The 22213-nt window shown below is 70.3% G+C and carries 22 protein-coding genes and 4 pseudogenes; 16 read left to right on the top strand and 10 right to left on the bottom strand.

Annotated elements, in window-relative coordinates; all coding sequences use genetic code 11:
* Positions 1-219 precede the first annotated feature (219 nt).
* Entirely contained in the window at positions 220-363 is a 144-nt protein-coding gene (locus ACGFNK_RS45330) for a hypothetical protein (RefSeq protein WP_393427163.1), read from the bottom strand.
* 66 nt (positions 364-429) lie between these two features.
* On the bottom strand, positions 430-720 hold the full coding sequence (locus tag ACGFNK_RS45335; RefSeq protein ID WP_393427166.1) for a DUF1540 domain-containing protein: 291 nt from the start codon (positions 718-720) through the stop codon (positions 430-432).
* A 553-nt stretch (positions 721-1273) separates the two neighbouring features.
* Between ACGFNK_RS45335 and ACGFNK_RS45340 the strand changes: the two genes are divergently transcribed.
* Positions 1274-2161: a universal stress protein gene (locus ACGFNK_RS45340; protein WP_393427169.1), complete on the top strand. Its 888-nt coding sequence runs from the start codon at positions 1274-1276 to the stop codon at positions 2159-2161.
* Between the two features lie 66 nt (positions 2162-2227).
* Here the strand turns inward: ACGFNK_RS45340 and ACGFNK_RS45345 are convergent, their stop codons facing one another.
* The 5 genes and pseudogenes from ACGFNK_RS45345 to ACGFNK_RS45365 all read right to left on the bottom strand — a co-directional run bounded on the left by ACGFNK_RS45345 (position 2228) and on the right by ACGFNK_RS45365 (position 5220).
* Positions 2228-3253, bottom strand: coding sequence for a 6-phosphofructokinase (locus tag ACGFNK_RS45345; protein WP_393427172.1), 1026 nt, complete (start codon positions 3251-3253; stop codon positions 2228-2230).
* Between the two features lie 256 nt (positions 3254-3509).
* A pseudogene (locus ACGFNK_RS45350) lies at positions 3510-3578 on the bottom strand (DUF6448 family protein); the annotation flags it as partial.
* Positions 3556-3783 (bottom strand): DUF6448 family protein, encoded by a 228-nt coding sequence (locus ACGFNK_RS45355; RefSeq protein ID WP_393427175.1) that lies wholly within the window; start codon positions 3781-3783, stop codon positions 3556-3558. The gene ACGFNK_RS45355 and the pseudogene ACGFNK_RS45350, both read right to left, overlap by 23 nt.
* A gap of 59 nt (positions 3784-3842) precedes the next feature.
* Positions 3843-4508, bottom strand: a complete 666-nt coding sequence (locus tag ACGFNK_RS45360) for a lysophospholipid acyltransferase family protein (RefSeq protein ID WP_393427178.1) — start codon at positions 4506-4508, stop codon at positions 3843-3845.
* 40 nt (positions 4509-4548) lie between these two features.
* Positions 4549-5220, bottom strand: coding sequence for a CBS domain-containing protein (locus tag ACGFNK_RS45365; RefSeq protein WP_393427181.1), 672 nt, complete (start codon positions 5218-5220; stop codon positions 4549-4551).
* 618 nt (positions 5221-5838) lie between these two features.
* Here ACGFNK_RS45365 and ACGFNK_RS45370 point away from each other — a divergent pair.
* From ACGFNK_RS45370 to ACGFNK_RS45380, 3 genes are all read left to right on the top strand, one after another.
* A complete protein-coding gene (locus ACGFNK_RS45370; protein WP_393427184.1) occupies positions 5839-6966 on the top strand; it encodes a hypothetical protein in 1128 nt (375 codons plus the stop codon).
* A 66-nt stretch (positions 6967-7032) separates the two neighbouring features.
* Complete coding sequence (locus tag ACGFNK_RS45375) at positions 7033-7917, top strand: universal stress protein (RefSeq protein WP_393427187.1); 885 nt, start codon at positions 7033-7035, stop codon at positions 7915-7917.
* A gap of 194 nt (positions 7918-8111) precedes the next feature.
* Positions 8112-8273 (top strand): hypothetical protein, encoded by a 162-nt coding sequence (locus ACGFNK_RS45380; RefSeq protein WP_393427190.1) that lies wholly within the window; start codon positions 8112-8114, stop codon positions 8271-8273.
* A gap of 166 nt (positions 8274-8439) precedes the next feature.
* Here ACGFNK_RS45380 and ACGFNK_RS45385 read toward each other — a convergent pair whose 3' ends face one another.
* Complete coding sequence (locus tag ACGFNK_RS45385; RefSeq protein WP_393427193.1) at positions 8440-8934, bottom strand: nitroreductase/quinone reductase family protein; 495 nt, start codon at positions 8932-8934, stop codon at positions 8440-8442.
* Positions 8935-9265: 331 nt separating this feature from the next.
* Between ACGFNK_RS45385 and ACGFNK_RS45390 the strand changes: the two are divergent.
* The 10 genes and pseudogenes from ACGFNK_RS45390 to ACGFNK_RS45435 all read left to right on the top strand — a co-directional run bounded on the left by ACGFNK_RS45390 (position 9266) and on the right by ACGFNK_RS45435 (position 18949).
* Positions 9266-11081 (top strand): annotated as a pseudogene (locus tag ACGFNK_RS45390) (IS481 family transposase).
* 343 nt (positions 11082-11424) lie between these two features.
* The gene (locus tag ACGFNK_RS45395) at positions 11425-12072 is read left to right on the top strand and encodes an ester cyclase (RefSeq protein WP_393427196.1); all 648 of its coding nucleotides are present in this window, start codon (positions 11425-11427) and stop codon (positions 12070-12072) included.
* 553 nt (positions 12073-12625) lie between these two features.
* Positions 12626-12898 (top strand): annotated as a pseudogene (locus ACGFNK_RS45400) (IS481 family transposase); the annotation flags it as partial.
* 450 nt (positions 12899-13348) lie between these two features.
* Positions 13349-14488 (top strand): site-2 protease family protein, encoded by a 1140-nt coding sequence (locus ACGFNK_RS45405; RefSeq protein ID WP_393427199.1) that lies wholly within the window; start codon positions 13349-13351, stop codon positions 14486-14488.
* Positions 14489-14643: 155 nt separating this feature from the next.
* Positions 14644-14922 (top strand): hypothetical protein, encoded by a 279-nt coding sequence (locus ACGFNK_RS45410; RefSeq protein ID WP_393427202.1) that lies wholly within the window; start codon positions 14644-14646, stop codon positions 14920-14922.
* Between the two features lie 218 nt (positions 14923-15140).
* Positions 15141-15962: a universal stress protein gene (locus ACGFNK_RS45415; RefSeq protein ID WP_393427205.1), complete on the top strand. Its 822-nt coding sequence runs from the start codon at positions 15141-15143 to the stop codon at positions 15960-15962.
* Between the two features lie 156 nt (positions 15963-16118).
* A complete protein-coding gene (locus tag ACGFNK_RS45420) occupies positions 16119-16724 on the top strand; it encodes a hypothetical protein (protein ID WP_393427208.1) in 606 nt (201 codons plus the stop codon).
* A gap of 40 nt (positions 16725-16764) precedes the next feature.
* Positions 16765-18156: a nicotinate phosphoribosyltransferase gene (locus ACGFNK_RS45425; RefSeq protein ID WP_393427211.1), complete on the top strand. Its 1392-nt coding sequence runs from the start codon at positions 16765-16767 to the stop codon at positions 18154-18156.
* Positions 18157-18167: 11 nt separating this feature from the next.
* Positions 18168-18455 (top strand): DUF1876 domain-containing protein, encoded by a 288-nt coding sequence (locus ACGFNK_RS45430; RefSeq protein ID WP_393427214.1) that lies wholly within the window; start codon positions 18168-18170, stop codon positions 18453-18455.
* Positions 18456-18490: 35 nt separating this feature from the next.
* Positions 18491-18949 carry an Hsp20/alpha crystallin family protein gene (locus ACGFNK_RS45435; protein ID WP_393427217.1) on the top strand — a complete coding sequence of 153 codons (459 nt, stop codon included), beginning with the start codon at positions 18491-18493 and terminating at the stop codon, positions 18947-18949.
* A gap of 141 nt (positions 18950-19090) precedes the next feature.
* Here ACGFNK_RS45435 and ACGFNK_RS45440 read toward each other — a convergent pair whose 3' ends face one another.
* Positions 19091-19765: a CBS domain-containing protein gene (locus ACGFNK_RS45440; RefSeq protein WP_393427220.1), complete on the bottom strand. Its 675-nt coding sequence runs from the start codon at positions 19763-19765 to the stop codon at positions 19091-19093.
* Positions 19766-19908: 143 nt separating this feature from the next.
* Between ACGFNK_RS45440 and ACGFNK_RS45445 the strand changes: the two genes are divergently transcribed.
* Positions 19909-20832: a DUF1918 domain-containing protein gene (locus ACGFNK_RS45445; protein WP_393427223.1), complete on the top strand. Its 924-nt coding sequence runs from the start codon at positions 19909-19911 to the stop codon at positions 20830-20832.
* A 134-nt stretch (positions 20833-20966) separates the two neighbouring features.
* Positions 20967-21891, top strand: a pseudogene (locus ACGFNK_RS45450) (Acg family FMN-binding oxidoreductase).
* Positions 21892-21955: 64 nt separating this feature from the next.
* On the opposite strand, the gene ACGFNK_RS45455 reads toward ACGFNK_RS45450, so the two are convergent.
* On the bottom strand, positions 21956-22213 hold a 258-nt coding region (locus ACGFNK_RS45455; RefSeq protein ID WP_393427226.1), incomplete at its 5' end, for a BON domain-containing protein.

A 22213-nucleotide genomic window follows, 5' to 3' on the forward strand; every position in this document is an offset into this window, starting at 1 on the left:
CCGTGGTAGACGAGGGCTCGCATGGTCACCCACTCCCTGGCTGACTCGGCCGGTTCTCTCCACCGTCGCTCTGGGAGTACGGCAGGGCAACCGGGACCATCAGCTCGTCGGCTCCTCAGGACCGTCGGGCTCCTGGGCCGGGGTGTGGGGCTCCGTCGCCTGGTGTTCATGGCCGGATGGGCGGAGATGCCGCTGCGCCGATCAATGAGAGCCAGCCGGTCAGCCCGGCCGCGTCGGCGGTCCCGCAACGGAAGCCGACATGCCCGTCTGGACGGACGGCCACCAGCCCGACTGGGCGCGCACCTGGAGAAGCCGGATGCCGACGGCTTCGGCGGCGAAGCGCGCAAAGTCGTGATCGTGCATGTCCCGGGCCATTGCCTTTCTGTCAGGCTCGCCAGCGGTCCTGTGCGGTTGTGATGCCCGTGGGTCTCAGGCGGGTGCGCAGGTCAGGCAGTGGACTTCGGTCTGCTGGTTGCCCACGGTGATGCCGGGGGCGTGGCATTCGAAGGCGACGTTGTGCCGGCAGTCGGACATCTTGCAGGCGCCGACCCGTCCGGTGGCGGACGGGTCGCCGCCCTTGGCCGGAGCGGTGAAGAAGGCGTCGCAGTGTGCGTGTTGGACATCGCCCACGGTGATGGCCAGAGCGTGGCAGGTGCGGTCCCGGTTGTAGGCGCGGGCGCGGTCTTGGACCGCGCACTCGGTCACGACGGGCATTTCCATGACGGCGGTCTTCAGGTGTCGGTTCTGCGGCTCGCCGACGGCGAGCGGTGATCTGCCGGCGTGAGCATGGGCCCCTCCTGGTCGAGCGTGGTCGCCAGTGCCGCCGACGGCCAGTGGACTTCCGTCGAACGGGACAACACCCGTGAGCTCTGCCTCATCAGGCGGAATGCGTCCCTCACGGCGGCGGCTCCTACGGGGTGCCGCGCTGGGTGTGGGATGACGCGCAGGCGCTGCGATCCGGTCGGAAGCACGGGTCAGGGTCGCGGGCAGGGGCCTCACGGTTCAGGTTTTCGGTGATCTCGGCCCTCCGGGGAATGGCTTGCGCAGCCACATGCCGCGCCGGTTCGGGTGCGTACGCTCGCCGGGTCCGCTGCAGGATGCCGGCCGCTGCGTGACCGATCGCTGGACGTGGCTGCGAACCGGTCCGCCAGGACCTTCGCGCCACCCGGCATCCGATCCGGGCGCCTGAGCGGTCGTGCCGTGAAACAGTGGAAGGGAGGAGACAGACTCGTGTGGCGCCGGCGGAGGCATGGGCCGGGCGAAGGAGGACACGATGAGTCACTCTGTGCTGGCGGGTGTCGACGGGTCCGAACGCGGTTCGGCGGCGGCCGACTGGGCGGCGCGGGAGGCCGCGCTGCGTGGTGTTCCGCTGCGTCTGTTCCACGCCTCTCCACCGCTTCCGGGCACTGCCGTGCCGGGCCCGGCTGGGGACAGGCTGCGGCACGTGGGCGCGCGCATGCTCCAGCGAGTGGTCGCCGAACTCGGCGAGCGCTACCCGGACATCGAGGTGCGGGGTGAGCAGGCCGATGACGCGCCGGCCACCGCCCTCCTCGCCGCGGCCCGCGATGCCTGGCTCCTCGTCGTCGGCACACGGGGGACGGGCGGGTTCGAGGGTCTCGCGGTCGGCTCGGTGGCCCTGCGGATGGCGGCAGCAGCCCCTCACCCTGTCGTGTTGGTGCCTCAGCCGTCCGGCACCTTCGTAGAAGGGACCCACCCGGCACGCGGTACGTCCCAGGTCGTGGCAGGGTTCGATGCGCATCACCCGGTCAGTGAGGTGGCGGACTTCGCGTTCTCGGCCGCCGAGGCACACAGGGCACGCCTGCGGGTGGTCCAGGCATGGGCCTTTCCCGCCGAGTCCGTGTCTCCTCGGACCCTGGTGGTGACCGAGGAGGACCGCGCCACCTGGGAGGACCAGGAGGTCCTGCAGCTCTCCGACGCCCTGCGTGCTTGGCAGGAGAAGTACCCCCGTGTGATGGTCCACACCGATGTCGTGTTGCTCCACCCCGCGGAAGCGCTCCTGAACACGTCGCGGGGTGCGGGCCTGCTCGTCGTGGGGCGCCGTGCCGACCCGAGTGCGGCCGAGGGCCGACTGGGCCCGGTCACGCACGCCGTACTGCACCACGCCCGCTGCCCGGTGGCGGTCGTACCGCACGCCGGATGACGGCCGGCCAGAGGCCGGGTGGCGGATCGGCAGGTCCGACAGTGATCCGGTGAGCGCCGGGCCCGGTCAGCCGAAGAACACCTCGAACTCGTCGAACAGCGACCGATCGACCACCTTGTTCTGTGCCGTGGCGTCGGCGAGTGGGATGCGGACGATGCGGGTGCCCCGCAGGGCGACCATGACGCCGAAGTCACCGTCCTTGACCGCGTCGATGGCATGCAGGCCGAAGCGTGTGGCCAGCCACCGGTCGAAGGTGCTCGGGGTGCCACCGCGCTGGATGTGACCGAGGACCGTGGTGCGGGCATCCTTGCCGGTGCGCTCCGAGATCTCCTGGGCCAGCCATTCGCCGATGCCGGACAGCCGCACATGGCCGAACTCGTCCAGCGACAGGTCCTTGAGGACCATCTGTCCCTCTTTGGGGACGGCCCCCTCGGCGACCACGACGATCGGCGCATAATTGATCTTGAACCGGCTCTTCACCTGCTCACAGACCTGGTCGATGTCGAAAGGCCGCTCCGGAATGAGGATCACGTTGGCGCCGCCCGCGACGCCGGCGTGCAGGGCGATCCACCCGGAATGCCGCCCCATCACCTCCACCACTAGGGTGCGCATGTGCGACTCGGCGGTGGTGTGGAGGCGGTCGATGGCCTCGGTGGCAATACCGACGGCGGTATCGAAGCCGAAGGTGTAGTCGGTCCCGGAGACATCGTTGTCGATCGTCTTCGGCACGCCCACCAGAGGGATTCCCTGCCGGCTCAGCTCGGTGGCCACACCGAGCGTGTCCTCGCCGCCGATCACGACGAGCGCGTCCACGTCGTGCGTGGCAAGGGTGTCCTCCACGCGGCGAAGGCCGTCCTCGTGCTTGAACGGGTTGGTGCGGGAGGAACCGAGGATGGTCCCGCCGCGGGGGAGAATCCCCCGCACGCTGGGGATGTCCAGCGGCATGACATCACCCTGGAGCAAACCGAGCCAGCCGTCCCGAACACCGATGAAGTCGAAGGCGTATTCCTGGACGCCTTTGCGGACGACGCTGCGGATCACGGCGTTGAGGCCGGGACAGTCACCGCCGCCGGTCAGCACTCCGACCTTCATGGGCTTCCTCCCATCTGCTGAACACCCCGCCTGGTCGCGGCCCCCGCAGCGATCGAACCGCTGTCAGGAACATGGACCGCCTCCTCCCAGCCTCCCTCCATTCGATCCGCGGTGGCCACTCAACGGACGCCGGACCCACGGCTCACTGTTGGGAACTCCTGTCCTCCGGGCTTGTCGCCCACCGTTTTGTGTGAGGAGGACTGAGGATCCTGGTCCTGGTCGGCCGGTTCCTACGGTGAGCAGCCGGTATCACCGGTCAGACATCGAGCCCGGCCAGCTTGAGCCCCGTGAAGGGAGCGCCTTCACCGGCACGGTGTACACGGACGGTCTCGAATCACCAGCGGTCGGCCACTTCCTGCGCCTCCTGGCCGAGCGTCCGCGCCTTGGCGGTGAGGCTGAACGCCTTCACGGACTTCTGGCTCTCCTGCTTCGGGCACGTGGGGCAGGACCTGGTCGACATCCCTTCCTTCCAGGGCTTTGCGCGCGGCCGTGACGATGGGACCGTCGAGAGAATCACAGTGCGGTGGCATCGCCGATCACCTCTTTCGCGGCTTACCTCCATCATCGGCTGACACCGGTTGTCCAGGTTTCAGGGCCCGACCAGCCTCAGCGGCTTGCCGAGTCGTCGGGCAGCGGTGTACCAGGCCCGGATCAGCACGCTGCGGGCCACGGCGAGGGCCCGGGCCTGTTCGCTGCCGAGGCGTAGCGGTGCTCCGACGTGCACATACAGTCTCGGACGATGCAGCGGAGCGGTGAGCAGCCTGGCCACCTGTTCGACGGGGCCGCCTGATGCCAGTGCGCGGGCTCCGGCCTGGCCGAGGGGCACGACCGGGGCGCCGGTCGAGTGCGCGAGGTGGAAGAGGCCCGGATGGAAGGGCCGGGGCGGGGCTTCGCGGGCGCCCTTGCGGTGCGGGAGCCCGCCCTCCGGGTAGAGCAGGACGGACCGGCCCGCGGCAAGTGCGGCTTGGGCGTCCTGCAGTGCTTGTGCGGCTCGCGGGTCGTGACGGTGAACCGGGATGTGCCCCTCCCAGGTAAGGACGCAGCCGAGGACGGGGATGCGCCACAGCCCCGCAGCTGCCAGGACGATGGGCTCGATGCCGAGGCGGCGCAGCGCGGCGAGCACGATCGCGGGATCGCTGAGGGAGGTGTGGTTGGCGATGATGATGCTGCCCGCAGGCGGTGCGGCACCGGTTTCCGTGGTGACTTTCAGACGGCCGAATACGGGCACCACGATGCCTGCGAGGCGACTGAGCACGACACCACCCTCAGCGTGGCGACCTCGGCACGGAAGCGGGTCACCGCCCTGGCGTATCCACTGTGGTGTCGGTTTCGGGGCGGAGGTGATTCGTGACGTCGACGACACCGTCGACGCTCTCGGACAGGCGTACCGCGATGGGGATGAGGCTCTCCTGGGGCACGGTGCCGCTGAGCGTCACCCGGCCGTCGGTGACATGGACGGTGACCGTGCCGGGAGACAGGCCGAGGGTGCGGGTGAGGATGTCCGTCGTGATCTCCTCGCCGATCGTGAGGTCTCGCCGCAGGAAGACCCGCAGCAGGTCGGTACGGCTGATGATGCCCACCAGTCGGCCGGCGTCGTCGACGACGGGCAGTCTCTTGACGTGGTGGCGGGCCATGGCACGGGCTGCCTCCACAACCGACCACTGGGGTCGGGCCGTGACGGCGGGGCTGGTCATCAGTCCCTCGGCGGTCAGCCCACGGGCCTTGGCGCGTTCCGCGGGCAGCAGGTGGGCGGCGGCCAGATGTCCGCCCGGATCCGCCTGGCTCTCCTGTTTCCGTAGCAGGTCCGCCTCCGACACCACGCCGACCGGGCGGCTCTGGTCGTCGACGACGGGTACCGCGGTGATGTCGTGCTCCGCGAGGTGCTCGGCGATGTCCTTGAAGCCCGTCTCCCGCCGCACACTCACGACGGCCGAGGTCATGAGGTCTCCGACCAGGCGATGCAGCATGTCCCGCTCCCTCCTCGGACGCTCGAGGCAAGGTCCTCTCTCCACTGTCCGCCCCTCGGAGAGCGCCCGCACTGCCGACGCACACCGGCCACTCCCGCACGTCTGCCCGCCACAGCGGGCGGCACGGTCACCGGCCGGAACGCCTTGCTGAGGCAGACGCCTGGCGTTCGGCTTCCGGGCCAGGAATGGGCGACTGGTCGGGAAACTGGGATCTGTTCGGCGATCCGGCGTTCCGACAGTTCCTCGCCGACGGCCTGGCACAGGTCAACCGGGAGCACCTGGAAGCCGCGAGGTGCGGGACGTCGACTGGAATCCCCGACCGAACCGGATCACCGTCTCGTGCACTGCGCGTCTTCGCTGTTGCTGCCGTATCTAATGGCCCTGGTACAGCCGGTCGAGGTCGACGAGCACCACCTGCCCGTCGGCTTCGGCCGCACGGAGAGAGGGAGTGAAGCTGACCCGTGAGTGGGCGGGGCGCTGCCCAGCGCGCAGAGTCAGTGACCGGGAGGTCTACTGGAAGAGCGGAGGTGGTGCGAGGGCTGCTGTACGCGGTGACCGGGAGCGGAGGATGACCGGTTCGGGGAGGGCGTGAACGGGCCGCCGTGATGAGGAGCGATCGTGGAGCTGACCTTTCTCGTCCCTGTGTACGCCCAGCCGGGACCCTATGCCTGCGCCTACCTGGACACCTCACGTGACCTCCCCGACCCGGAGGCGGCGATCAATCTGAGACGGCGGCATCTGCGTGAGGACCTGACCCGGCAGGGGGCGGACGACGCCACCGTGGCCGCTGTCGCCGCCGTGGCGGGCATGGACCAGGAGATTGCCGGGCGGCATGGGCAGGCGATCTTCGCGAGCCACGGCCGTCTGGCCCTGGTGGAGGAGCTGCCCGACCCGCCGGCGCACGATGCGGCCCGGTTCGGCGCGTTGCCCGACGTGATGCCGCTCGCCGTCCGGCACGCGCCGGACATCCCGTACGCGGCCGCTACCGTGCACCGCGTGACGCACCGCGCGACGCACCGGGAGGCCGGCGAGTCGGAGGAACTGCAGGTGGACTTCCAGACGGGGAGATGGCCGAGCAGCGCGGTCACACCTGGAAGGTGTCACCATCGGAGCGGTCCTGCGGCGGAGTGGCCGTATGCCACCGCCGAGATCGCCGGTGGGCTGGCGGAGCTGACCGACCGCGGCGGCGCCGAGGTGATCGTGCTGGGCGGGGAGGCATGGGCGCGCAACGTGCTGGTCAACCGGCTGCCCGAGCCGTTGCGTGAGCGCGTCGTCACCGTTGCGGGAGACGGGCACGTGGCCGGTGACGGTGAGGGGCGAGCGCTGCTTGAGCAGGAGCTGAGCGAGGTCCTGCGGGGCCGGATGCGCGCCCGGGATCATGCCCTGGTGGAGACGTTCCGGGCACGGCGAGCCCGGCACACCGGCGCGGGCGAGGGCATGGCAGCGGTCGTGGCGGCGCTGCAGCGGGCTCAGGCAAGCGCACTGTTGCTGAACACGCCTGTCGATCTGCCCGTGCGGCTGTGGGCTGGCTCGGAGCCGACGCAGATCGCTCTGTCGGACACCGACCTCGAGTCGTTCGGTGTCCGCGGCTTCCAGGAGGAACCGCCCGGCGCGGCTTTGATCCGCGCCCTGGTCCGCACCGGCGCGGAGCTGGTGGGCGTGGAGCGGGAGGAACTGCCGCTGGAGGACGGTGTCGGCGTGCTGCTGCGATACACCGACCACACCGACCCGGGGATGCCCGCGTGAGCCCCCGTCGCCCGGCTGGCGTTGCGACGGCGGGCTCCGTCCGGTCCCGTAAGGAGCTGGTGGGGTATGCCTGAGGGGCCGGTGGTGGTGGGGACGGACGGTTCGGCCGGAGCGGCACGCGCCGTGCGGTGGGCGGCGCAGGAGGCCGCCCTTCGGCACCAGCCCCTGCACATCGTGTGCGCCGTCGACCTCGACCTGGCGGAACGGCTGTCTGCGGACACCGCGCGGCGGGTGCGTGAGGCGGCCCGGTCCCTGCTGGCCGAGGCGGCGGCCGCGGCTTCCAGCAGGGCGCCCGGCCTGGCGGTCTCCACGGAGGTCGGCCGGGAACCCGCGGCCGACAGCCTGTTGCGGGCGGCCGCGGTCACGGCTCCGCAGAAACCGGGGGTGACGACAGCCGAGGCGACGATGGTCGTGGGTTCGCGGGGTCTGGGTGGTTTCTCCACGCTGCTGCTGGGCTCGGTCGGTTTGACGGTGGCCGGACAGGCGAAGTGCCCCGTGGTCGTCGTGCGTGGTACGGAGCAGCCGTCGAGCGGGGCGGTCGTGGTGGGCGTACGGGACGAAGGGGACCTGGAGGCGGTGCGCTTCGCCGGGGAGACCGCCAGGCGGCACAACGCATCGCTGCGTCTGCTGAGCACGTGGACCTACCTCCAGTACGTCGCGAGCATGGCGCCCATGGCCGACGTGGTGCGCGTGGCCGTGGAGGCGGAGGCAGCGGCAAGCACCCGCATGCTCGGCTCCGTCCGGGAGGAGTTCCCGGACCTCAAGGTGACCGAAGAGGTGGTGAGGGTCCCCTCACCGGCCGGCGAACTGGTCGCGGCGTCCCTGCGCGCGGATCTCGTCGTGGTGGGCGCGCGCAGAACCGCCCACCACGTGGGCCGGGGGCTGGGCCGGGTCACGCACGCCGTTCTGCAGCATGCGCACTGTCCGGTGGCCGTCGTCCCCCGTGAGTGACCTCTGCCGCTTGCCGGTGGCCGGGAGCTGCTCGATTGACGTCGTCGTGCGGCCGGGGGCCGTCCGTTCCCCGGTCGGCGGGGGCACCTCTTGGCGCACGGATTGCGGCAGGTCATGGCCAGGGTGACGCTGGGAGGGTGGCTCAACGTGCACCAGTGGTTGTGCATCCGCCGGGACCGGATGGTGGACGGCGCGTGACGATTCGCGGTGAGCAGGTGGGTACGGCCTATCACCTGCTCGATGTTCTGCAGTTTCTGCGTCGTACGGGCCTGCCGGAAGCACACGAGGGAATCGATGATCCCGACCTGGTCGAGTGGCGCGGTGGCGACTCCAGAATGTGGCGCGAAGGGCCGTAGGAGGAGCTTCTCCTGCCGGTCTGTCATCCCACCGGGCCGGCGAGGGGGACGAGGGCCGTGTCGCGTGGGAACGGCGGCCGGACGTGCGTATCGCTGCGTCGGCCGAGGGGCCGCGCTCCCGAGCCTGGCATTGCCGGGCCTCCGACCTTTGCAAAGCCGGGATCGGTCAGCCATGCGGCAGGGGGTCGGCTGTGCCGACTGTGGGTTCCAGGACCACCACCGCCGTGTCGGACGGTCGGCGCGCAGCGTAGGCGTCCAGGTTCTTGTCGATCTCGCGCCACCGGGTCCACAGCCGCAACCGTTCGTCGCCCGTGGCGGCGTGACCGTGCACCGGCCGCGGCCCGTCGACCAAATCGACGGTCGCGTCCGGGTGCGCCTGCAGGTTGTGCCACCAGGCTGGCTCGCCCTCACCCCACCCGTTCATCGCGAGCGAGACCAGGTTCGGGCCGTCCTCGAAATACCCGATGATGACGCTGCGCGGCCGGCCCGTGCGGCGCCCGGTGGTGGTCAGCCGCAGGGTGCCCCAGCTGTTGGCACGTGGCCGCCACAGCCCGACTCGCCCTCTGAAGACCCGGTATACGCCCCGGTGCGCCGACCAGGCCAGACGGATGAACCAACGCGGCGGGAGACACGGTGTTTTCGCCCGTTGCTCGACAGACATGGCGACCTCCCGCGTGCTCGACTGGCTCCGGTCACGCGCAAGACGCTAACCGCAGCCGCCAGCGGCCGGTAGAGCCAAACGGCCCGACACCACAGCCTGACGACCCCGCCTATGACGCGAGGGAAGGCGCACACTTTCCAACTGTGCTGGTGGGGTGGTGGGGTGGTGGGGTGTGTGCGGGGGCGTTCACCTGCGTTCATGGTCGGTTGGTCCGGGTGTCGGTGTGAGGTCTCAGGAGATGCTTGACCGTTTGTGCTCTGGACATGCTTGACACGTTCGGCTGAACGTCCGTCAACTCCCGTCCCCTGTTGAGGCCGGGGTGCTTCGCTCAATGGTCGTGGATGTACAGCAGCTGGCCGAGTACCGCTACCGGGCTGTCCGCGAGGTGCTCGGCGGGTCTCCAATCGGCGAGGTCGCAGCCCGGTACGGCACCTCGCGTCAGACTCTCCACAGCTGGCGACGGCGGTTCGAGCAGGAGGGCATGCCCGGCCTGCTGGATCGCTCCCGGCGGCCGCGGAACAGCCCCACGCGTCTGTCGGCCGAGGTTGAAGCCGAGATCTGCGAGCTGCGTCGCCGGCATCCCCGGTGGGGTGCTCGCCGGATCGTCCACGAACTCGCCGGTCGCGGGCTGGAGTCGGCGCCGTCGCGGGCCACGGTCCACCGGGTGCTGTCCCGCAACGCCTGGTCCGCCCCCAGGAACAGCAGCATCCGCGCAAGTACCGCCGGTGGCAGCGTGAGGCGCCCATGCACCTGTGGCAGCTGGACCTGGTCGGCGGGGTTCCGCTGGCCGACGGGCGGGAGTGCAACATGGTCACCGGCATCGACGACCACTCCCGGTTCATTGTGATCGCCTCCGTCGTGGCCGTGCCCAGCGCCCGCGCGGTGTGCTCGCCGCGATGCGCCTGCTACGGCGTGCCTTTCGAGGTCCTGACCGACAACGGCAAGCAGTTCACCGGTCGGCATACCCGCCCACAGCCGGTGGAGGTGCTCTTCGAGCGCATCTGCCGGGAGAACGGCATCACCCAGCGGCTGACCAAGCCGCGCTCGCCTACCACCACGGGCAAGATCGAACGCTTTCACCGCACCCTGCGCGAGGAGTTCCTCGATCACGTGGTGCCGTTCGAGTCGCTGGCCGCGGCCCAGGACGCGATCGACGGCTGGGTGCACGCCTACAACCACCGACGCCCGCACCAGACCTTGGACATGGCCGCCCCCATCAGTCTTTTCCGGCCCCACGCCGCGGTTGACTGCGATGACGAGCATCCTGAACAGGCAGTCTTCGAGCCGGAGTTGGCCGTCGAGGTCGTCGAACCGCCTGTCCTGCCGCCGCAGGGAACCGCGGTCGAGTTCCAAGTGCGGGTGCCGCCCAGCGGCGAGATCACCCTGGTGACCGGCAGGCAGCGAGTCGACATCCACCAAGCACTGGCTGGCAGGACTACTGACGGTCTGCGCGAACCACCGCAGCGTTCACTTCCTCCTCGACGGGCACCTGGTCACCACGGTTCCGTCCCGGCTTCGGCCGGAGGACATCGCCTACCTGACCATGCGCTACGGCGCCCGTCCGGCCGGTCCCGAACCCGTCCCGCCGCCCTGCCCAGGCACGGAGCGGCACGGCCATCCTCGGCGCCGGCGAGCCGGTCGAGGTCGAGCGCAAGGTCCAGCGGGACGGACTCGTCGGCGTGGCAGGCGGCCGCTACCAGGTCGGATTCGCCCTGGCGGGCCGCACCATCACGCTCCGCCTGGACGGACACCTCATGCACGCCATCGCCGACAACGCTCTGATGGGAACGTGGCCCTGCCCCGTTCCGGCTGACCGTCTGGGTCAGATCCACGGGGCACGGACGGCGATGTCACCGCTGCCGCCTCCGCCCCTGCCGACCGGTGCCATCCGGGCCCAGCGCAAGGTGCATGCAAGCGGCCGTTTCCAGATCAACGGCCAGTTCATCAAGCTCGGCCCGCGGCATGCCGGAAAGATCGTCACCGTCGTCATCGAGGACACCCACTTGCGGATCCTGCACGGCGAGGACGAACTCGCTGTCAGGCCCCGCAAGAACCCCGGACCGATCACCAGGTTCTACGTCAAAGGCATGGGCACACAGAGAGACCGTCAAGGATCTCCTGACGACAAACCGTCAAGGAAGTCCTGAGACCTCACACCGACGCCGTGGGGCAGTCCCGCGTGTTGTCTCCTCTGAACGGCCGTGAACGGTGCTGAACGAGACGGAAAATGAGACGGGCGCCGTTCCTGAACGAGTACTGCCCTGGCCTGTTTCCGTAGTGCCCAGCCAGGCCCGTGCCGCTGTGGTTGCCTTGAGCGGCGTACCCAGCCGGTCCGGGGGAGCATTGGAAAGAGACGCGGTAGCCCCGCTGCGATCCAAGGAGGCGGCGATCATGGTAGGTCCCTTGGGCCCGGACGATTCCCACTCGCCACGGGCGACGCCGGAGAGGGAATGGGCTCACAAACGGACCAAGACCAGCAGGATCGATGAGTTGAACAGGCTGATGGACAGCTGGGTCGAAGCGACGCAAGGCAAACGGACAGCCACCCATTCGATCGTCGGCCGGGACCGCACCGACTCCACGCACGTTGTGGAGATCGTGGAGTTCCCCTCGTACGAGGAGGCGATGAAGAACTCACGGCTGCCGGAGACTGACCGGATCTTCCAGGAGCTGGTGGCGGCCTGCGACCAGGAGCCCACGTTCACGGACCTCGACGTTCTCCGGGACGAGCAGTTGAACAAGATCGTGGTCCGCAATTTCTTCGAGGAAGTGGCCAACAAGAGGAACTTCGACGCGGAGGACACGCTCTGTACACCCGACTACCAGGAGCACGACCCCATCCTGCCGACGGGCGTCGTCGGGCTCGAGGAGTCCAAGGCGGCGAACCGGAAGCTTCACGGGGCGCTCGAACCGGTGGTCACGATCGAGAACCTGATCGCGGAGGGTGACATGGTGAGCGCGCGATTCTCCTTCAAGGGCCGTCATACGGGCGAGTTCCTGGGCATGGAGGCCACGGGCCGGGAGTTCTCAGCCACCGGTCACGCGACGATCCGCTGCCAGGGAGGCAGGATCGCGGAAAGCTGGTGGAACACCGACAACCTCGGTCTGCTGCGGCAACTGGGCGCCATCGAGGCCTGAGGTCCCAACCGGGGCTGCGTCGGCAGTGGGTGCTGCGCGTGCCCGGCTGGGAAGTGCGCGCTGCGTAGTCACACGTTGCACGAGCGTCCTTCTGAAGGTGTCCAGATTCCGCCCACCATTCACCCCAGCTCCCATCCCGTCCGCCGTCGACCCACACACCGCGGAGCGGGGGGGGGGGGGGGGGGGGGGGGGGGGGGGGGGGGCGCGGCGGGGGGGGGGGCCGCGCCGCCCGCCGCCCCCCCCCCCCCCCCCCCCCCCGCGGGGGGGCCGCCGGGCCCCCCCCCCCCCCCCCCCCCCCCCCCCCCCCCCCCCCCCCCCCCCCCCGCTCGGCTCTGCCTGGGGCGACGGTGGGCGGGGAGCCCACCACGCACGCCACTATGTGCCCGCGGCCGGGAAGGGCGCCCCCTCCATCCCGGTGCCGGCCGATCCCCCGCCGGAGGCATCGCTCTGGCGCCTGACCGCTCCCGTGCGGTGCCTCACGATTCTCGGCTCATCCGCCTGAGCGCGGCTCGGCCCCCGGCCGGGCTGGAGCGGGGCGGAGACAGGAACGCAGGCCCGGCCGGGGGCCGGGCCGCCCCCGCTGTTGCCTCCGGCCGCTGAGCAGATCGCCGAGCGGACCGTCAGCAGCACCGGCGGCTTCGTGGTCGCCGGACAGCGCATCCAGCTGGGCCGCGGGCATGCCCGCCAGGTCGTCACCGCCCACCTGGACGAGACCAGCATCCGCATCTTCCAGGGAACCGAGCTGATCACCACCGTTCCCCGTGTCACCAGGAAGGAGGTGGTGGTCCGCAAGTCCGGTGAACACAACCGCCGGAAGATCGTCTAGGGCAGACGTCAAGCATCACCCGACGCCAACCCGTCAACCATCAACTGAGACTCGACACGTTGGCGTAGGGGTGTCCAGTCCCGGGAGATGCTTGACACTTCGGTCCCAGCTGATGGTTGACAGTGGCCGTGATCGACGAGGGCATGTGTCCGGCGGCACTGCGACCGGACGAAGGCTGTCGCACCCCGACTGCTCCACCTCTCTGCTCGCTGTCTTCAGGCCCCTTCAGCGCGCGGAGCCGTCGGGCCGAGAGTGTACTGGGATCAGGAGGATCCACTGATCAGAAGGCTCAGCTCGGCGAGAGGTCCGAGCTGAGCGCGGTCGACCCCTGGCACTGCCATGGGGACGGGGTCTGCATGGCCGTGTCGTGGGACCGTGGGAGGCGGGGCGGCGGTGGGACGGAGCGGGACGGCTGTCCGTCGGATGACGGTTTGAGCAGGGGAGAGCGCTGTGCGGGCGACGTTCGTTCTGGGCCGGATCGCCGGGGTCCGGGTCGGCGTGCACTGGAGCGTGCTGTTCATCTTCGGCATCATCGCGTTCGGCCTGTCCCAGGGCCGCCTCCCGGAGACGTATCCGGGGCGTGCCTGGGCGGTGTACTGGGCGGCCGGCCTGTGCACCGCAGTGATCTTCTTCGCCTCCCTCCTCGCACATGAGCTGGCGGACGCCGTCGTGGCCCGGCGCAACGGGGTCGAGGTGGACGACATCGTGCTGTGGCTGCTGGGCGGAGCGGCTCGGCTCAAGTCCGAGGCGTCCAGCCCCGGCAGGGAGCTGAGGATCGCCGGTGTCGGCCCCCTCGTCAGCCTCCTGCTGGGCGGGCTCTTCACACTCGCCACCTGGCTGCTCGATCTGGCATCCGCCTCCGGGATCGTGGTGGAGATGGCCGCCTGGCTCGCGGGCATCAATGTGCTGCTCGCCGTCTTCAACGCGCTGCCCGCCGCCCCACTCGACGGCGGCAGGCTGCTGCGCGCGTTCCTGTGGTGGCGCACGGGAGACCGGCTGCGGGCGACCGCTGGCGCCACTGCGGCGGGGCGGGTCTTCGGGTGGCTGCTGGTCGTCCTCGGGCTGGTCGCGTTCATGAGGACAGGCGCGTTCGGCGGTCTGTGGCTGGCACTGATCGGCTGGTTCCTCATCACGGCCGCCACCGCCGAGGGACGGCAGGCCCAGCTGCGCGGCGTGCTCGCCGGTGTCCCCGTGCGGGACGCCATGACGCCCGAACCTCTCACGGTTTCCGCGGAGACCACGGTCGCGGGCTTCCTCACCGATGCGCGCTACCGGTACCGGCACTCGGCGTTCCCGGTGACCGAGGACGGGGCCCCGGTCGGGCTGGTGACCCTGGACAGTGCCCGACGGGTGCCGCAGGCCGAGGCCCATGCTGTGACGGTGAGGGACGTCATGGTGTCGCTGTCGCAGACCACCGTGGTCGAGCCGGACAGCCCCCTGGTGGATCTGCTGCCGCGCATGGAACCGGGAGCCGAGCATCGAGTTCTGGTCATGGATCAGGGGAGGCTCGTCGGAATCGTCTCGCTCTCGGACGTCAGCCGTGCGGTGACCTGGCTGATGAACACCGCCGGGCGGCGCAGTGGTCCGTGACCGTGACCGTGGCACGGCACCACCGGGCGGGCCAGGGCAGGCAGGGTGTCGCTTGGGTCTGGTCGCCCGCCCGCCTCCTGACCGCGCCCGCTGGGATCGGTGCCGGCCGACGGTCGTCGTGTCTGCGGAAGCGCGTCGAAGAGAGGGTGACGGGCATGGACATCACGCTGGTGCCAGAGACCCCGTTCCGTTTCCGCGTCGAGCGGCAGGGTCCGATGCGCGTGCCCGGGGTCGTCTTCGCGATGCGGGAGCTTCTGCCGCAGGCGGCCGGGGACAAGGCGCGCGAGGACCAGAAGCAAGGGCAGGCGGCGCAGGTCCGCCTCGTCGGCGGCCCAGGCGAGCGCCGCGCGTCTGCCGGGATCAGGCCGAGGCCGACCACGATCGGGCTTCGGAGCCGCTTGCGCGGTGTGGACGAGACGCTGCCACCACCGTGACGGCTGCTGGTATGGCGGCGGCCTCCGTGACGTACGAAGCTGGAAATGGGGATGGACCACGCTGAACGAGTCCGACGGTGTGGATGGTCCGGACGTCGTCGGCACGCCGAGCGTGGCGGGTTCTCTCATTCGAGGAGTACCCCAATCCCCTCCACGGCGCATGTGGACCGGAGGAGGGGGCCGGAGATGCGGGATCCGGCCGAGAGGAGATAGGGGCGGTGACGATTCCCCTGGTGGTCGGCATCGACGGGTCTGCGGCGAGCTTGGAGGCGGTCGACTGGGCCGCCGACGAAGCCGCCCGGCACGGCGTGCCGCTCCACCTGCTGCACGCGGCGGCGCGGGACCACGAGGCGTCCGACGTGATCGGCTCCGCTTCGGAACGTGTCAGGGCGTGTGCTCCCACGGTGCGGCTGTCGAGCGAGGTGCTGCAGGAGGACGCCACCGCCGCCCTGGTCGACAAGGGGCGCAACGCCTTCGCGCTGGTGCTCGGGTCCAGGGGGCTGGGAGACCTCGCCGGGATGCTCCTGGGCTCGGTCAGCCTGGCTGTGGCGGCGCGAGCGGACTGCCCGGTCGTCGTGGTGCGCGGCGCGGCAGAGCACCGGGATGCCCGCTTCGGGAGCGTCGTCGTCGGTGTCGAGGAGGGAGAGGGCAGCGGCACGGCCGTGCAGTTCGCGTTCCGCGAGGCCCATGTACGGCACTGCCGGCTGGTGGCGGTGCACGCCTGGAGCGCACCGCTCGGTGCTTTCACCACACCTCAAGCCCCGTCGTGGTACGCCCTGGAGGCCCACCGCCGTCCGCCGGCGCAGGTGCTGGACGACGCCCTGCGCGGCGCGTCGGAGCGGTACCGCGACGCCCCGGTGAGCCGGAGGGTGATCGAGGGCCCGGCACGCCGGGCCCTGTTGGAGGCGGCCTCCGAGGCGGACCTGTTGGTCGTCGGCGCCCGCAGACGACAGGGGCACCTGGGACTGCAACTGGGATTGATCAACCATGCGGTCCTGCATCACGCGCCCTGTCCGATCGCGGTCGTTCCCCGGATATGACCGGACGGGGGAGACGGACCATGTCGACGGTCGGTCGCTGCGGGGCCGGAAGTCGTCCCCGCAGGGACGTTCGGCCCTGTGACCGGAGCCGGGTCCCGTCCGATGATGGGACGCAGTGGTGGGGGAACGGACCAGCGACTTGCTGGAGGCCGAGTCATGAGTGCACAGAATTCGTCGCACGCGTCCGGTCCGCCCCCGCCGCGCCAGGAGCATGCGTCAAAGGGGGCGAACCCTCTGCGACGTGCATCCGACAGGTTCGAGTCCTGGGTCCGCGGGCTGCTGATGCTGGTCCTCGTCCTCGGCCTCCCGGTGGCCGCGCTCAGCGCGGGAACGACGGCGTACGAGTCGTCGATGCGCACCGTGCAAGCCCAGTCGGCGGATCGGCAGGAGGTCACCGCCCGACTCACGTCGAACGTCAAGGGTGTCACCACAGATGGGAAGCAACAGGCGCAGGTCCGCTGGACCGACGACAACGGCACGGTGCGGACGGGGACGACCCTCGTGAAGTCGGGAACGCCCAAGGGCGCCACCGTGCGGGTGTGGGTGGACCGGGACGGCGGCCTCACCAGTCCGCCGATGAGCGAGCTCAACGCGACGACCACCGGCTGGTTCGCAGGCGGTATGGCCGCGATTGGCGTGGGCGCTGGGTTCTACGCGGCGCGGACAGGCATGCGCCATGTGCTGGACCGGAGAAGGTACGCGCAGTGGGACGCCGAGTGGGACTTGGTCGAGCCCCTGTGGTCCGCGCGCTTCCGCCGGTGATGGGCAGGAAACCCGGACGGGAGCCGAGGAGGCGACGCCGATGTCCGACGCGACGACCACCGACCTGTACGAAGTCACGATGGCCATGTCCTACCTGCGGGAGGGTATGACCGGCCCGGCCACGTTCAGCCTCTTCGTCCGTGACTTGCCTCCTGAGAGGGGCTTCCTTGTCGCTGCGGGGCTGGAGTCAGCCCTGGACTACCTGTCCGGCCTTCATGTCGGCCCCGAGGATGTCGACGCCTTCGCCTCCGCGCTGCACCGGCCGGCGCGGGATCTTCAGGCCCTGCTCGGCCTGGAGTTCACGGGCGACGTGCGGGCGATGCCGGAGGGGCGGATCGTGCTGGCGGGAGAGCCCCTGCTGGAGGTGACCGCGCCTCTTCCCCAAGCGCAGTTGGCCGAGACGTACGTGCTCAACCAGCTCAGCCATCAGACGGCGATCGCCTCGAAGACCGCGCGATGCGTCCTTGCGGCTGCAGGGCATCCGGTCGTGGACTTCTCCCTACGGCGGACCCACGGCCCGCAGGCCGGATTCCAGGCCGCCCGCCTCGGCGCGATGGTCGGCTTCGCCGGGACCAGCAACGTGGCTGCGGCCACGGCTTTCGGCATACCCGCCGTCGGCACGATGGCCCACTCCTTCGTGGAGGCGTTCGCCACCGAGGAGGAGGCGTTCCGTGCGTTCGCACGGTCCCACCCGGGTCCGGTGACCTTGCTCGTGGACACCTACGACACCGAGGCGGGCGTACGCGTCGCGGCGCGCGTCCTGCGGGATCTGGACCGCGGGCCCGGCTCGGCCGTACGGCTGGACAGTGGCGACCTCGGGGCCCTGGCGGTACGGGTACGGTCCGTCCTCGACGACGCGGGCCTGCCGAAGGTGCGGATCATAGCCAGCGGCGGTCTCGACGAGTACGCGGTGGACGAACTGGTCCGCTCCGGCGTGCCGATCGACACCTACGCCGTCGGCACTCGTGTCGGTGTCTCGGCCGACGCACCGTATCTGGACTCCGCGTACAAGATGGTGGAGTACGACGGACGGCCGGTGATGAAGCTGTCGTCGGCGAAGGTGACGGCACCAGGCCCGAAGCAGGTGTTCCGCCGCCCCGGCTACGCCGACGTGGTCGGTCTGGCCGACGAGCAGCCCCCCGACAGTGGCAGGCCGTTGCTGGAGACGGTGATGCGGGGCGGACGGCGCACCGGCACCAGGCCCACGCTCGACGAGTGCCGGGAGAGATTCACGGCGGACCTGGGCGGGCTGCCGTCGGCAGCCCGCCGGATCCGAGCACCGGTCGCGCCTCGGGCGACCTCCTCCGAGCGGCTGAGCGCACTCACCACCCGCGTCCGGCGCCGCATCGAGGAACAGATGGCGGCGGCCTCCGCACGGTCCTCGGTCCCAGAACGAACCGCGTCCGGACCACATGGATCCGTATCGAGGTGAGGAGGAAAGCGATGCCGCATACGGCGGAGTGGAAGGTTCGACTCCACCTCTTCGAGGACGACGAGGGAACCACGAAGGCACACGTGGTGCTGGACACCGGCACCACGGAGCTCACCGGCCACGGGGCCGCGCACTGTCATCCGGCGGACACGAACGTGCCGGAGATCGGCGACGAACTGGCGGCGGGCCGGGCAATGCAAGACCTCGCCCAGCAGCTGTTGAACACTGCCGAGCGCGACATCGAGGGCATGGGGGCGCCCCGGCCGAGTACCCGTCAGGTCGCCGGATGGCCCATGTGACCGGCGGTGGCACAGCAAGTCAAGGAGGATCAGTCATGACACATCTCGTACGGCACAGCAGAGGTGGACTCTCGGCAACCCTGCACGAGCTGGAGGATCTCCGTACCCGGATGGACCAGCTCATGCACGCCGTCTTTCCCGTCGGTGGTTACCCCGAGTTCGGCACGGCCGAGCCGTGGGCGCCGCTGGCCGACGTCGTGGACACCGAGGACGCCTACTTGGTGGAACTGGAGCTTCCCGGCGTGGCCAAGGACCAGATAACCGTGGAGGTCGCCGAGGGCGAGGTCGACATCCACGGTGAGATCAAGGAGAAGGAGCACACCGGGGTGGTTCGCAGGCACACCCGCCGCATGGGGCAGTTCGACTACCGCACCACTCTGCCGCCGAACTCCGACACCGAGCACATCAGCGCGGACCTGACCAACGGAGTCCTCACAGTGCGCGTCCCGAAAACCGAGACGGGGAAGGCGCACCGCATCGAGATCACCGGCTGAGCCGGGGTGGGACCAGCCGCCGCGCTCCGTACCGGGTTCGGTAGGCGAGTGCCTGTTCCCTCCGTGGGGCCGACGGTTCCGCCGTCGGCCCCACGCCGCCACGGTCCGCGTCTCTCTCAGTCGCCGACGCCGACTGTCCCCTCAGGTGCCGGTGGGGGAACGCCGGGCGTCGTCGGTGCGATACGCGATGTGCTCGGCGACCGAGACCACGCCGTCGACGCTACGGCACAACCGCTCGATGATGGGGATCAGACTCCTGAACTCGACCGAGCCCCCGAGGGCGACCCGCCCGTCGCGCACCTCGACCGTCACCTCCGAGGGAGCGAGCCCCATCGTGCGTCGCAGCACATCCTCGGTGACCTCGTCGCGGATGGCGTCGTCACGGCGCAGGAAGATCCGCAGCAGGTCGCCACGGCTGACGATGCCCAGAAGCCTGTCCGCCTCGTCCACGATGGGCAGCCGCTTGACGTGCTGGGCCTCCATCAGACGGGCGGCCTCCACCACGTTCCACTCCGGACGTGCGCACACGGCGGGAGCCGACATCAGCTCCTCGGCACGGGAGCCCTCGGCCTTGGCCCGCTCCCATGCCTCCAGGTGCGGAACGGGGACCATGCCCGACGGGTCGGCCTGGTCGGTGCTCTTGCGCAGCAGGTCCGCCTCGGACACCACACCCATGGGGCGGTCCAGTTCGTCCACCACGGGCACGGCGGTGACGTCGTTCTCCGCCAGCAGCCTGACGATCTCCTTGAACGGCGTGTCACGCCGCGCCCGGACGACGTCTCGGGTCATGAGTTCCGCGACCGATCGGTGGTGCATGTCGCCTCTTCCGTCCGGGTTGCGACCGCGTGCCATTGAGTCGGTCCAGCCCGCCCTGCAGATAAGGGCCGGTCGTCCCATGCGGCGGCGTGTCGCGCGTGGCACGTTGGATACAGCACCATTCTGCGGAGAGGGCGGCGATCATGCGAGCTCACCTCGGCGACCAACTCGTCATCGAGAGTCAGAAGACCGGCGCGACCAGGCGCGACGGCGAGATCGTCGGACTCCACCACGAGGACGGAACACCCCCCTACGACGTGCGCTGGTCGGACACGGAGGAAGTGACGCTCGTGTTCCCCGGGCCCGACGCACACATCCGGCATGTGGAGCACGGGCAGCCCGGGACCACCCGCGGGTCTTCCCAGCCGGACAGGGGCGAGGCGGAGGCCGTGTCCGCAGTCGCTCCGTCGGCCGGGACACCCAACCCCGGCGACATCGGCCGACGTGTGGCCGTCGAGCGCCGGAGGCACGGGCTCAGCCGGGAGGAGACGGCCCGCCGCGCCCGCATCTCGCCGGACTACCTGGCGTACCTGGAGGAACATCCGGCCGACCCGACCGTGGCGACTCTCCTCAGTCTGGCCGCCGCGCTGGGCACCACCGCCGCAGCCCTGCGCGGGGCAGGCGTCGACCTGCCACCCGGTCAGGGTCACGCACTGCTGCATCCGCAGCTGCGGGACCTCAGTCCGGAGGAATGCCGCCGCCTGCTGTCCACACATGGCGTGGGGCGCATCGCGGTGTCGACGCCCGACGGCCGCCCCGCGGTCGTCCCGGTCAACTACGAGGTAGTGGATGACGTGATCGTCTTCCGGACCGCGCCCGACTCCGTGCCCGCGGCGGCTGTCGGAACGGAGGTCGCCTTCGAGATCGACCATGTGGATGAGGCGATGAGCCAGGGTTGGAGTGTGCTCGTAGTCGGCCCCGCGAACGTTGTCACGGAGCCCGACGCCGTGCGTGGGCTCGCCCAGCGCGCACACACCGAGCCATGGGCGGGCGGTGCACGCGAGATGTGGGTGTCGATCCGGCCCACGCGCCTCACGGGCCGGCGCATCGCTCCGGCCGATCAGTAGGCGCCCACGGGCCGCCGAAGAGCGGCCCCTGCCAGTGGGCCGCCGACTCGCGAGGGGAGGTTCCGGTGAGCCGACAAGCACCAGCCGACGAGCAGGTGACGGCCCTGGCCCACGCCGCTGCCGCCGCCCCGTCGATGCACAACGCGCAGCCCTGGCTCTTCCGCTACTTCCGGCGCAGTCGCACGTTCGAAATCCACGCCGACTTCGAGCGCACCATGCCGCACTCCGACCCCGACACCCGCGGCCTGCACATCGGCTGCGGTGCCGCCCTGCTGAACCTGAGAGCCGCCGCGGCTCACGAGGGTTGGTATCCGGAAACGCTCCTGATGCCCGATCCCACAGACCGGACGCTGGTCGCGAGCGTGCGGCTGATCGGCTCCGCAACCGACGAGAGCGAGCTCGACGCGCTGTATCCCGCGATTCACCTGCGGCGTAGCAGTCGCTTGCCGTTCGAGGAGAGGGAGATCCCCGATCCCGTGCGGGAGGCTCTCAGCGCAGCCGCTCGCGCTGAGGGAGCAGCGCTGGCCTTCCCGACCTCATGGCATCTGCGGGAGGTGCTGGAACTGGTCCAGGAAGCCGAGGCACGCAACATCACCGACCTCGGCAGCGACCAGGACCTGGCGCGGTGGACTCGTATCGACGCCCCGTCGGTCGGCACCGCCGACGCACGGAGTCCCGCACTACGCCTTCGGGCCGCGCAAGCGCGGGGGCAAGGCCCCCATGCGCGATTTCGCGGGCCCCCGGAGGGTGGCGGGCCGTGACGCCGCGGACTTCGAACGCACTCCTCGGCTGGCCCTCCTCAGTACGAGCCACGACCACCTGGAAGACTGGCTCCGCGCCGGTCAGGCCATGGAACGCGTCCTGCTGCTGGCCACCCTTGAGGACCTGTCCAGTTCCTTCGCCACCCAACCCCTCGAATGGACCGACCTGCGCTGGCCGTTGCGCGACCCGGTGTCCGGGACGGGCTACACCCAGATGCTCCTGCGCCTGGGGTACGGCCCCAAAGGCCCCGGCACACCGCGCCGCCCGGTGTCGGACGTACTCGACATCCAGCCCTGACCTGGCATCCAGGCCCTGACCCGCCCGAGGGACGCAGTCGGCCGGCGGCCGGCCTCGCGCGCGGTCACTGAGTTGTCCCGGGCCCGTCCCGACCGGCTGACTCGCCGGTGAGGTGGGGCTCGACGTCCACGACGCCCTCCACTGCGCGCACGAGGCGCACGGCAACCGAGATCAGCGAGGTGTCCTGGATGTGCCCGCGGAGGGTGACGACGCCCTCGTGCACGTTCACGTGGATGGCGTGGCTGAAGGCCGGGAAGAGGTAGGACACCACGGTGCGGCGGACCTCCTCCTCGATTTCCTCGTCCGACCGCAGGAAGACCTT

It is taken from the genome of Streptomyces sp. NPDC048825, assembly GCF_043198355.1.
Lineage (GTDB): Bacteria > Actinomycetota > Actinomycetes > Streptomycetales > Streptomycetaceae > Streptomyces > Streptomyces xiangluensis.